Genomic DNA, 12,175 nt, shown 5'->3' on the forward strand with positions numbered 1-12,175 from the left:
CCCCCCCGCGGCCCCCCCCCCGCCCGCCCCCCCCCCCCCCCCCCCCCCCCCGCCCCCCCCCCCCCCCCCCCCCCCCCCCCCCCCCCCCCCCCCCCCCCACGAGCGCCCCCACCCCCGCCCTCCCCCAAAGGGGGAGGGAGTTAACGCAATTAATTCACCCGCACCCAGGTCTGCGTCCGATAAAACGGCCCGATATACCCGCGCACCTGCAGCTTCTGCCCCCCATCGACGGTCGACAGCTTCAGCGTGTATTCCTTGCCGTTCTCCGGATCCAGGATCTTGCCGCCTTCCCAGGCGTTGCCACCTGCGGCCAGCTTGGCGCCGCGAATGATCTCCAGCCCGAGGATCGGCTTGTCCTTGCGCTCGTCCGTGCACTCTTTGCACACGTCGTCCGGCTTCGCATCCTTCAGCAGCCGCTTCTCGATGCGACCCGAAAGCGCACCGCCGCTCTCGACGATGCGGATCTCGGCCTTGGCCTCGCCGGTCTTGTCGTCGATGCTGCGCCAGACGCCCACCGGCGTCTGCTGCGCAAAGGCGGCGCCCGCCGCCAGTGCGAGCGAAGCAACCAGCAAGCGCTTCATGCCAGCGCCGCGTCCGTGTCCAGCAGGTTCTTGACGCCGGAGCGGGCCGTGCGCATCAGCGACGCCGTCTCCGGGAACAGGCGCGCGAAGTAGAAGCGCGCCGTCTGCAGCTTGGCCTGGTAAAACGGATCGGTGTTGCCGGACTCGATCTCGCGCAGCGCCACTTGCGCCATCCGCGCCCAGAAGTAGCCGAACACCAGGTGGCCCGCCACGCGCAGGTAGTCCACCGCCGCGCCGCCCACTTCGTCCGGATTCTGGAAGCCCTTGAAACCGATCTCGGTGGTGAACTTGGTGATCTGGTCACCGAGGTAGGCGACGGGGTTGATGAACTCCGCCATCTTCTCGTTGACGCCCTCTTCCTCCACCAGCTGCGCCACCAGCTTGCCGAACTTCTTGAGCGTGGCGCCCTGGTTGCCCAGGATCTTGCGGCCCAGCAGGTCGAGCGACTGCACGGTGTTCGTGCCTTCGTAGATCATGTTGATGCGGTTGTCCCGCACGAACTGCTCCATGCCCCATTCCTGGATGTAGCCGTGGCCGCCGAACACCTGCATGCAGGCGTTGGTGGCGATGTGGCCGTTGTCCGTGAGGAACGCCTTCACGATGGGCGTGAGCAGCGCGACGATCTCGCCGGAGTCCTTGCGCACCTTCTCGTCGGGGTGGTACAGCTCCTTGTCCAGCAGCATCGTGCAGTAGATGGCCATGGCGCGGCCCCCTTCGGCATAGGCCTTGGCGGTGAGCAGCATCTTGCGCACGTCGGGGTGCACGATGATCGGGTCGGCCGGCTTGTCCTTGGCCTTCACGCCCGACAGCGAGCGCATCTGGATGCGGTCCTTGGCATAGGCCAGCGCGTTCTGGAACGCCACTTCGGTCAGGCCCAGCGACTGGTTGCCCACGCCCAGGCGCGCCGCGTTCATCATCACGAACATCGCCGGCAGCCCCTTGTTGGGCTCGCCCACCAGCGTGCCGACGGCGTTGTCCAGTACCAGCTGCGCGGTGGCGTTGCCGTGGATGCCCATCTTGTGCTCCAGGCCGCCGCAGTAGATGCCGTTGCGCTCGCCCATGGAGCCATCCGGCTTGACCTTGAACTTGGGCACCAGGAACAGCGAGATGCCCTTGCTGCCCTGCGGCGCATCCGGCAGGCGCGCGAGCACCAGGTGGATGATGTTCTCCGTCATGTCGTGCTCGCCGGCGGAGATGAAGATCTTGTTGCCGGTGATCTTGTAGGTGCCGTCGGCCTGCGGTTCGGCCTTGGTGCGCAGCAGGCCCAGGTCGGTGCCGCAATGCGGCTCGGTCAGGCACATGGTGCCGGTCCATTCGCCGGTCACCAGCTTGGGCAGGAACAGCTTCTTCTGCTCCGGCGTGCCGTGCGCATGCAGCGCCTCGTACGCACCGTGCGACAGGCCGGGATACATCGTCCACGCCTGGTTGGCGCTATTGAGCATCTCGTAGAGGCACTGGTTCATCACGAACGGCAGGCCCTGGCCGCCGAAGTCCGGATCGCACGACAGCGCCGGCCAGCCGCCCTCCACGAACTTGGCGTACGCGTCCTTGAAGCCATCGGGCGTCTTGACCTCGTGCGTCTTCGCGTCCAGCTTGCAGCCCTGCTCGTCGCCGATGCGGTTGAGCGGGAAGGCGACTTCCGCGGCGAACTTGCCGCCCTCTTCCAGCACGGCGTTCATCGTGTCCGCGTCGATGTCGGCGTGCTTGGGGCACACCTTCAGTTCCTCGGTGATGTTCAGCACCTCGTGGATGATGAACTGCATGTCGCGCAGGGGCGGGGTGTACGTCGGCATGGGTGCTTACTCCTTGGCGCTTTTGGCGGAACGGGTTCTGGAAGAAACGGACTTGGCGGGAGCGGCAGCGCTGGGCGTGGCGCCGTACTGCCGCAGGATGTTTTCGAAACCCGCGTGGGCGCGGGCGATGGAACCGGCATTCTTGAGGAAGCGGGCCTCGTAGTGCAAGGCCAGGATCAGGCCGTGGATTTCGAAGAGCATCTGCTCCTCGTCGGTCGCGGCGTCCAGGTGCCCCTCTTCCTTGGCCAGCGTGATGGCGCGCTTCATGGCCGAATGCCACGTCTGCACCGACCAGGCCAGCGCATCACGCACGGGGCCGGGCCGGTCATCGAATTCGACGGCGCCGCTGATGTAGATGCAGCCGGAGTCCAGCTCCACCGAGGTGCGCTTCATCCAGTTGGCGAACATGCCGCGCAGCCGCGGAAGGCCCCGCGCCTCGCTCAGCGCCGGAAAGAACACCTCTTGCTCGAAGCGCTGGTGGTATTCCCGCACCACGGAGATTTGCAGCTCCTCACGCGAGCCGAAGTGGGCGAACACACCCGACTTGCTCATCTGCGTGACCTCGGCCAGGGCGCCGATGGACAGCCCCTCCAGCCCGATCTGGGTGGCCAGGCCAAGGGCGGCGTCCACGATCGCCGCCTTGGTCTGCTGGCCCTTCTGCAGGGCCTTGCCCTCCCGGGCGCGGCCGGGTTTGAGGGGGAGGGGGGTGACGGACATGGGTGGGGCTGGGTTTCGGGCAATAAAACGAACGGTCGTTCTATTTTGCACGAAAAGGCTGTGAGGTGGACGTGGTCAACGGAATTAGACGACCTAGCCACCGGAACACCCCTCCGATCGGGAATCTCCAGTTCGAGCGGGCACGGTCCCTCAACCATCTCTCTAGGCTGCTCCGAGCGCTTACGGGGCGAGCGGGTGCGCCTGGCGCGAAACAGCAACCGAACCAAACGCATCGACCATTGCTGTAGTGGAAGCGAAAGCAGAATCTGGTTCTCCGAGGCTCTTGGTACAGAGCTTTTAGACATCGGCCTTGATTTCAACGCCACCTAGCGCGCAAACACGACGGTCAGATCGCAAGCCCGCCGTCATTCGGGTGCCGCAATCCAAAGGCAGTTATGCGGGGATGCCCCTCAATCACCGCGTCTTCGGGCAACGCGTCCTCTCAGAGTCAATCGTCCGAATGTCGCTCAGACCATGCGTTCATTGATGTAGACCTAGCATCAACACAAAGCTAGACTCGCGCGCCAAGGAGGGGAAGGCAGAGCATGTCATTGCTGCAGCCTTTCATAGACGAAATATGAGCGAACTAGTAAAGCGCATCACAGAGAACCTGTCGATCCGGGACGTGGCAGTTCGACTTGGGCTTGATGTGATGGACGACGGTAGGCACGCGAAGACACGTTGCCTCTACCATCGAGACACGCGTCCCTCAATGTTTCTCTATGAGAGACCGGCGCAAGGAAGCCCGCACTTCCACTGCTACTCGTGTGGTGCGCACGGAGACATTTTCGAGCTTGTAAAAAAGAGCCTTGGGCTGAACTTCAAACAGTCGGTTGATTGGCTGGCAACGTCATACGGCTTGAAGGCAGCAGTCACTGCGAAGACCTTTGATAGGCGCCCCGAGCTTGATCTGTCCGGGTTTCAGATCGCGCTCGACGCGTTCAAAGGCAATGACCATGAGGAAGCTCTAACTGCTTTCTTAAGGGAACGTCAAATTCCCAAAACCGTCGCTCAGAGCGCCGAGATTCATCTGTCTTTACCAGGGACCCTCACGCGTCGAGTCAGAGCGGAGTCACATGCTGGCAGACAGCGAGAAATCCTTGCGCTTCTTGACGAAGCGAAGTTGCTGAGGAGGCGACGCGACCACACCAGCGAGGTCGGGTCCAGCAAGTACCTAGACATCGACTATGGGTACCAAGACTTCTTTTTCGATAGCCGGATCGTGTTCCCAATCTACGAGCCAAAGGGAACGCTCAGTGGCTTCGCTGGACGACGGACGCCAAGTGATGACAAACTCCGCCCAACCTCTCCAAAGTATTTGTACACGCCCGGCCTGGAGCGCTCGAAGCTGCTCTACCGATTGGATCGCGTCTGGGCGAAAACCAAGGAGAACAAAGAAGGCGACGTAGACCTGTACCTTTGCGAAGGCGCTCTTGATGCATTGCGCCTCGAAAGCGCTGGGCATGACGCAGTAGCTCTTCTTGGTAGCTCTCTATCAGATTCGCAGGTTCGTCTACTTAACGAGCTTGAAAGCACGCTCAGTTCTTCGGCCGCGCTTCGCGTTTGGCTCTTCCTAGACCGAGACGATGCCGGGCATCGGGGCGCCGCGCGCGCTGCGTCGAAACTCTTAGCGGCTCGAATCGACGTGGGCTTCATCTTTCCTACGCGTGCAAGGCTGGAAGCGTCTGGCATATCACCAACCTCGAAGGACGCCGACGAGATCGGACGCAGCGTGGCTCCTGAGACCTTTCAGGGCCTAATTGAATCGTCTAAACATCCTGCCGCATTGGTACTCCTCGCCGCAGCTCTTGGGGACGCACGCATTGACGATCTGCTCGACGAGCAGCAGTGGTTGAAGATCTCACCGAGCAGGAGGTACCGCGCCGCGATTGAGGTGCTTAAACACCTATCCGCGCTGGCATCCGGCACGCAGGAACTTCGCAACTTGGTGCTCCGAATTCCGGGGCAATTGAAACAAACCGAGGTCGCGTGTCTGCAGGCCTTGCTTAACTATGCGGAGGGTGACAAAGGAAAACAGGAGGGGCTGGAGTCGTTCTTGGAGGATGCTGAAGCACGACTCAATCATGCTCGGTTCCTGGCACAAGCCGGCTCCCGAAGAGGGGAGCTACCAGCCGACGAGCCCGCATGGGAAAGAATCGACGTCGCTGCGACGGCATTCAACAGGTTGCTTAGAGATAGGTTGGGCCTTCAGATTCGGTCGCCCTTAGCACCACTTGATGCTGTCTACGTTTCGAGAGGCTTCGGAAAGACTGAACCCCGACTGAAGACAATGCCGTCCCCTGAGGACTTAATCGTTCAGCAATATGTGCTCAATGAGCTTTTGAGCGAAAGAGCGGACCACCATCTATCTGCAAGGCTCCCATTCAGCAATTGGATACCCGCGGTCCGCTATTACAGGACATCGAGCCAGACGCTGACGACAGGGTTGGTGCACGGATCGAAGCCGTTCGCCGAGCCACTCAGTTTTGCATATCAGATCGATATGGACGTTCTGGAAGGGCGGCAGCCACCAACAGATCAAGGCATGTTCCGACCATTTATGGATTGCTGGAACCACTTTATGGCATCGCTAAAGGAGCAAACCCGAGCAATGCCCGTGGTGTACGCGCTCCGTCTGGATGCGAGCAGATATTACGACAGAATTCGTCGGTACGTGATTCGTGATCAGCTGGGACCTTCAATCGCAGGCGCAGTGCAGTCGGTACCCGAAGATGAGTTCCTCTGGACTTTGATGCGTGCTGACGTGAATGCCGACCCTGCAGCCCAAGTTGTCGACTGGCTTTGCGACCAAACTTTCGGATACAGGTACCTAAACCCTCGGGACGGCACAGTCGCACAAGTACCCGCAGAGGTGGGGATTCCTCAGGGGCCTGTCCTTTCGGCCTGGTTGGGCACCATCGCGTTGTTCCCGGTCGATTTGGCTGCATTTGAGTTCATGCAGATGTCCAATATCGATGGGCAGCGTGTTGGTTATGCACGTTATGTCGACGATGTGGTACTAGTAGCCGACTCTCCGGACCTGCTCTCCGTCTTGCGCGAACGAGTTGAAGAAGCAGCGGCGAAGCTTAAGCTATCCATTATCCCTAAGGTGGAGCCGCTTCCCCCGATGGCCCCGGAGGAATTTGCCAAGCAAATTAACAGCGGCCGGGTTCTTGCCGGATCGGTACCCGCATGGGAGCCACCACTCATTCCGTTGGGCGACGGAGAGGTAGGCTGGGATTTAGGCGATACCGGTGCGGACCAGGAGAGGCAGACAGCGCTGGAAATCCTCCGAAACAGCAACCTCTACGGCGCTTCAGTGGGCGTGCTCCTGTCTAGCGTAAGCACGGCTTTTCAAGCGGTTGATCTGCGCCCCACCGAAATTCCTAAAGGCACTCGATGGATTTGGTATGCCGTTACGGAGCCTACGAACCATGGTGACATCTGGCGCCAGTACTGGTCATTCTGGGGGCAAACCACCAAGGAAGCGCCCTGGAAATTGAATGCGGAGTCACCTTGGGAGGACCCGGTACTTTTCGCCCTAGAGGGTCTAGAGAAACTCATCGAATCTTGTGCGTTCGACCAACCTGGACTGACTGCCGCCCAGAATATATCCAAGAAAGAACGCATCAAATTGCTCTGCACTGAAGTTCTTTCCATGAACTTCTTTGAGGGGTGTCTGGGCAAGTCGACGGGGGCGAAGGGGGTGGGTAAAGGCGCCCTAATGTTGCAGCGGCAGTTTTGGCGACGATTCCTGCTGCTCGCGTGGAAGGCCTCCAAACTTGCGGGCATCGCAATGCCTGCATGGCCGTTCCATCTCATGACCGGCCCAGTCCGCCCTAGTCTATTTCGGGACTTGTTGAGTGTGGCGGAAGGCGGGTCTACGCTTAGCCTTGCGAGCCTTGATCAGCAATCGCCCTACTCGCAGGTCTCTGGAACCGAGTTCGTGGCAGGCCTCCCTTTCGTGTGGCTCCATCATGCGGTGGCAGCGATTAGGGGAATGCAAGATGAGGAAGAGGATCCGCTTCAGAGTCTCGCCGGACCTTTGCGACAAATTGAGGAAGCCCTCAAGTGGCACGAAGGTGCTTACCGATCTTCAATCGCGCTTCTTCAGGCCCTTACCACAGAGCCGCCCCGTGAGGATGACGGTGGACGCGCTCGTGCGTTAGCGTTGTTGTCGATTGCAGCGATCGCAAGAAAGGAGATGCTGTTGCCCCTTCTCAGAAGGCGGCCGCACCTAATTGATCAAAGCCCTGCGCGCGCCTTCGCCTTTCCTCCATTGCCTGGTCTGGATCAGTCCGGCCTGATCTTTGGGCGATCGGATGCCACCACTGGCGCGTTGGAGCGAATTTTCTACCTAAGCCTTCCGGTGCTCGACGGTGGGTTTGAGGACCTGGGCTTCTGGAAAGTTTCACAGAACCAATCTGATGTCGGTCACCCTCTCGCTAAGTACACGCCGGCATGGGAAAGAGATCCCGTACCAACACCGCTTGCGCTTGAAGTCGCCGACTGGCCAGCGTCGGAGGTTTTGAAAGCGTGCACGAATCCGTCGTTGGATTATTCACCTCGCTTTCTTCATCGATTGGCTCGCCTTTTCGATGTTCTAGCTCGTATTAATTATCACCAGTCTTCCGTCGATCCTCGGTACGAGTACGTGACGGCATGCCCCTATATTTTTGCTGGCGAGAATCACCAGCTCGCGTTGATTTGTGTTCCTGTGGAGACGGCCAAGATCGCAAATCGGGCGGTGCTCAGAGACATGAGCGGCAACTTGAGATCAGTTGAGGTGCCTATGCAGGATGCACCGATTTGGCGGATCGGCGTGGCCATGACCGATCTCGCCGGTGCGGCTGACGACTTGATCCGCTATGAGGCACATGACTCAGACTTCCCACTCGAAGAAGATGCACTAGCGAACCCCGCACGCTTCGTCCTGCGAAGCCAACTGAAGAAACTAAGAGGGGCTTTTTCAGGGAATCGGATCACACCCAGGTCTCGAAGCCGGCCTCACCTGCCTAGTACTGTCGCCCGGTCTCTCAAACTTCTTGAGGAGTATCCAGAAGATCCGAGTGAGCTCACAGGAATCAGCTATCTGCTCGCGACAGACATCGAGACCGCGGCGATGCGTCTTCGCTATGAGGAGCAGCACGACGTATCTGGGTCAGGGACATTTGCTCACTTCGTCTCCCGTTGTGCCATGATGACCATCACCCGGTTGCCTGTAGCCGTGGCGGAGCGTATGCCCGCTGCGCAGATGGGCCAGGACAAAAGTTATATTGGTCGAACATGTGGTGCGTTGATTGCCCTTCGGAGTCGCATCGAGCGTCTTCCAGAGCAGTCAGGAACAGTTGCTGAGTGTCTGAGCATTCTTAATGCTGGGCTCGCAATATCTACAGTCACCAGCGGCCTTCGGAGCCTTGTACTGGCGCTCGTTCGGCACGGTGGGTTCGCTCTCCCTAGGGAAGTGGACCCTATGGCCGAATGGTCGATCGGACCGGCGGTCACCGTCGGAGGAACGCCCCCCGATACCTGCCTTTTCAAGTACCTGAAAAGCGCTCTGGGTGCGAAGGGCAACTTTCGTGCACTGAAAGAGATTACACCGCTAGGCTGGCTGACGATTTTGGGTGCGCAATTGGGCCTGATCGGCGAGTCGAGCGCAGTGGTCAGTGGTGAATATCTAGTGACGATGGAGCGGGAGGCTCGATGGCTCGCCAACGTGTTGAGCCTGTCTGCGCGCGGTGAAGTTCTGCCCCCTGAAGCAGCTTGGCCCTTCGAGATACTTGATCGAGCCCGGGTCGACTTGTTCGATTCGGATTTCGTAAATCGAGGACTTCTTCTAATCGAGTCTGCCAGTCGCCACTGCGGGCTTCGAGTGAGAACCGTCGACTTGGAGCGCTGGCCATATGATCCTAGGCATTCGAGGTTTGTAGATGGTTCCGGACGCGACTGGCCCGTGGATCCCTGGGTCATTGATCAGATTCCCCCAGGAGAGCGAAAGACCGAGGAAGTCATCGGCCAAGACGGGGCGGTAGGTCGCCGCTGGTCTGAAATTGTCGACGTTGCCACTGGCCGTCTTCTCCTTGTCAACGTACTGGGTCGGAAGTTCGCGGAATTGCTTGGTACCGCGGAAGAGCGCGCGGCGACTAGCAGCGGCGCCGCTGTTCCACCAAGGCCGACACCTGACACTGGCATCTCTGAGTCCGGTGCAGAACCCGAACTCCAGGCGTCCGATCTTGCTTCCGAGTTAAATGTAAGCACCTCTCATCCCAAGCCAGTTCAAGAAATGGAACCTGCTGCAAGGCAGCATACGGCCGCGCCGTTTCCTGGAGATCACATAGAGCTTCTTCCCGAAGCAATGGACATCAGCCAAGTGAGGGAACGGTTGCAAGCCCCTGGCTGGGCAAACCGCAAGGAACGCGTCCCCGCGCATGTACGAGTGGCGATCCTGCAATTTCGGATCGATGACTCTTATCGGCACCCTCTTGTGGAAGCCGGAGTGCCCAAAAATCTGTTGAGCAAGTCAGAGCAAGAGAGGGTCGCGGCGGCTATTGCAACTGAAAATCCGGATCTCGGCGAAGTGTGCGCGGCAGCAGGTAATGAGCATCGTTGGTTGAAAACTAAAGACTTTCCAAGTTGGCCTGAATTCAGACGGCGGAAGATCATCGAAGAAGCACTGCAAGCCTGTTCGCGCATGAATGTTGATCTTCTCGTTCTGCCTGAGTATTCCGTGAGGCCTGAGACAGTTTCCTGGGTCAAAGAACAACTTGCAGGAAAGAATACTGCCGTCCTCGCAGGCTCGTATCGGGTCTTTGATGCGGCTGGCAGTTCCCGACACCTTGCCGCCTGCATGGAACTGCTGTACCCCTTGCCAGCAACTGCGAAAGACGACCTCATTCGCCAACGCGAGAATCACGAGGAGGAAATTCCTGAGTCACTGATTCGCGGCCCAGTGCTTTCGTTCCGGCGCCATAAAAAGTATCGGTCCATAGCAATGGAAGAATTCATCCGGCCGACGTCCGAAGAGCTACTGCCACTCTTCACGCTACGCGAGCTTGTTGCATCGTTGGAGAGGCAGGGCATGCACTTTTCGAGCGCAGGGATCATTGCCTTGGCAACCGCGCATTTGCCGCTTCGCCATTTCACCGAGTTGATTTGCTCAGAACTGTTTCTCCTTACAAGCCCGGCTAACTACTATGCTCTCGCAACCGACTACAAGAGCCTTAGCCAGAAGTTTGGAATGTCAAAGGAAGATTGTCTGGATATCGTGCTTTCCGACTTGCGCGCATTGGCCGCTTGTTTGGGTACCGAAGGCCCTCCACCTGGTCCGACCTTCGAACTGCCTCGCCGAGGTCTTGTCACAGTTCCCGCTGCCACGACGCGAACCGCTGATTACTGGATCTGTGGACAGTCTGCCTTGCTGGCTGCTGGTTTGACCACGATATTTTGCAACGCAGTCGGTTCTCAGGCAAAAGGGGGCAGTTGCTTCATTGGCCGGAATAGCTGGAAGACAGAATCTGATCCCCCAGGAATGGTGACACACACTACTCCCTACCACGGCTGGTCCAAGGGAATTTACTATTCGCGCGGTTCAGATCCGTTGAGCACGAGCGATCAAGCCATGGTGGTCGCGGACATCGATCCTGCCTTCATGTCAGAAGGAAAGCCGCGCCCCCAGATGCTTCACCTCCCTCTGCAACTGGTCGCTTACTTGCCAATTGTTGAACTGATAACAAGAACGGACATGGAGAAGGATTTAGTTCAACTTATTGGCGGATGTGGCTTAGAGAGGGTCTACGTCGACAGCCAAGCGGCAAAGAAGGCCGGCCTTTGCGATGCAGCTGAGTTTGAGGCGGCCCTGAAAGATTTGATGGGCATAGTGCAGCACCAAGTCCCGCAGACTCGACAAATGTGGACAGCAGCGGTGGCTGCATTTGCTAAGTTCTTCTCGAGTCCTGCAGACGTTCAGCAACGTCTCGAAGCATTTGTCAACAACGCAATGCAGCAGCCAAGCGGCACTCCGTGGAACTCGGCAGCACTCTACGACTGGCTCGCTGTAGATCTATCGCTCAGGACTACTAAGTACCCGAACGTGACAGTGGGACCCTGGACGGACAAAGTTGGACCGGAACTGTAGAAACCTTGTGGTCGCGCAGCGCGTAGCGAAAGGGAAGTTGCACCACAAGTGAGTGTACGAGACGGGCCTTTTGAACGAGCCCGACGCCGCGAAGCCGAAGCTCCAGCAGTAGGGGCGACTTCGACACCGGGGTTCGCTGCGGGCTCACCACCGGCCTACCGGAGGCCCCGACTTCCGCCCAAAGCACCGGTCCGGCAAGCGTCACATCCACATCACCGCAAGTGACAACCCCGGCCGGCGGCTCACTTAGAGGCTGCTGCCCATCGGTCGGCGCTTGAGAGTACGCTGCTGCTAGCCAGAAGCAGACGTCCCGTACTACCAGCGTTCCAAGATGCTGCCGCCCAGTTCACTCTGTTTGACGCTGTGCCTCAAGATGGCTGCGTTCCCATGCCCCGCCTGACCAACACCGCCGATCGCTACGGCTTGCTCGCCATCCTGCTGCACTGGGGCATGGCCGTTGCGCTGGTGGCGCTCGTCGGCACCGGTCTCTACATGGTGGCCATGCCGAACGTCGGTTTCGACACCGCGAAGATCACGCTGATCCTGGTTCACAAGGCCGTCGGGATGGGCGTGCTCGCGGCCGCGGTGTTGCGGCTGGCCTGGCGCATGGCCAACCGGATGCCTCGGCTGGCGGCAGGCCTGCCCCTGTGGCAGCAGGTGGCCGCCCGCTTCGTGCACCTGGCGTTGTACGGCTTGATGATCGCGCTGCCGGTGTCCGGCTGGCTGATGTCGTCCGCCGGTGGCTATCCGATCCCGCTGTTCGGCGGCATCGTCGTGCCGGACCTCATCGGCGTCAACGACCACCTGTTCCAACTGCTGATCGCCATTCACCGATGGCTGGCCTATGCCTTCATCTTGCTGGCTTCGCTGCACATGGCGGCGGCCTTGCACCACCATGCCGTGCTGAAGGACGACACCTTGCGCAAGATGCTTCCCGGCGGCTGATCCGC

Annotated in this window: 5 protein-coding genes; 2 read left to right on the forward strand and 3 right to left on the reverse strand. The window is 59.5% G+C overall.

Annotation, left to right across the window (positions count from 1 at the left end):
* Positions 1-149 precede the first annotated feature (149 nt).
* Genes WG902_RS14835 through WG902_RS14845 form a run of 3 tightly spaced genes read right to left on the reverse strand, consistent with a single transcriptional unit; the run spans position 150 to position 3,091 of the window.
* Positions 150-581 carry a DUF2147 domain-containing protein gene (locus WG902_RS14835; RefSeq protein ID WP_340060908.1) on the reverse strand — a complete coding sequence of 144 codons (432 nt, stop codon included), beginning with the start codon at positions 579-581 and terminating at the stop codon, positions 150-152.
* The gene (locus WG902_RS14840; RefSeq protein WP_340060909.1) at positions 578-2,374 is read right to left on the reverse strand and encodes an acyl-CoA dehydrogenase C-terminal domain-containing protein; all 1,797 of its coding nucleotides are present in this window, start codon (positions 2,372-2,374) and stop codon (positions 578-580) included. The genes WG902_RS14835 and WG902_RS14840 overlap by 4 nt, the downstream gene beginning before the upstream one ends.
* A 6-nt stretch (positions 2,375-2,380) precedes the next feature.
* Positions 2,381-3,091 (reverse strand): TetR/AcrR family transcriptional regulator, encoded by a 711-nt coding sequence (locus WG902_RS14845; RefSeq protein ID WP_340060910.1) that lies wholly within the window; start codon positions 3,089-3,091, stop codon positions 2,381-2,383.
* Between the two features lie 577 nt (positions 3,092-3,668).
* Here WG902_RS14845 and WG902_RS14850 point away from each other — a divergent pair.
* Both WG902_RS14850 and WG902_RS14855 read left to right on the forward strand, forming a co-directional pair.
* Positions 3,669-11,225, forward strand: coding sequence for a CHC2 zinc finger domain-containing protein (locus WG902_RS14850; protein WP_340060911.1), 7,557 nt, complete (start codon positions 3,669-3,671; stop codon positions 11,223-11,225).
* A gap of 387 nt (positions 11,226-11,612) precedes the next feature.
* Entirely contained in the window at positions 11,613-12,170 is a 558-nt protein-coding gene (locus WG902_RS14855) for a cytochrome b (protein ID WP_340060912.1), read from the forward strand.
* Positions 12,171-12,175 lie beyond the last annotated feature (5 nt).

Source organism: Ramlibacter sp. PS3R-8, from assembly GCF_037572435.1.
Classification (GTDB): domain Bacteria; phylum Pseudomonadota; class Gammaproteobacteria; order Burkholderiales; family Burkholderiaceae_C; genus Ramlibacter.

What these genes read in the sequence shown, in the direction of transcription:
- WG902_RS14835 (WP_340060908.1), bottom strand. Translation starts at nt 581, where the DNA reads ATGAAGCGCTTGCTGGTTGCTTCGCTCGCACTGGCGGCGGGCGCCGCC.
- WG902_RS14840 (WP_340060909.1), bottom strand. Translation starts at nt 2,374, where the DNA reads ATGCCGACGTACACCCCGCCCCTGCGCGACATGCAGTTCATCATCCAC.
- WG902_RS14845 (WP_340060910.1), bottom strand. Translation starts at nt 3,091, where the DNA reads ATGTCCGTCACCCCCCTCCCCCTCAAACCCGGCCGCGCCCGGGAGGGC.
- WG902_RS14850 (WP_340060911.1), top strand. Translation starts at nt 3,669, where the DNA reads ATGAGCGAACTAGTAAAGCGCATCACAGAGAACCTGTCGATCCGGGAC.
- WG902_RS14855 (WP_340060912.1), top strand. Translation starts at nt 11,613, where the DNA reads ATGCCCCGCCTGACCAACACCGCCGATCGCTACGGCTTGCTCGCCATC.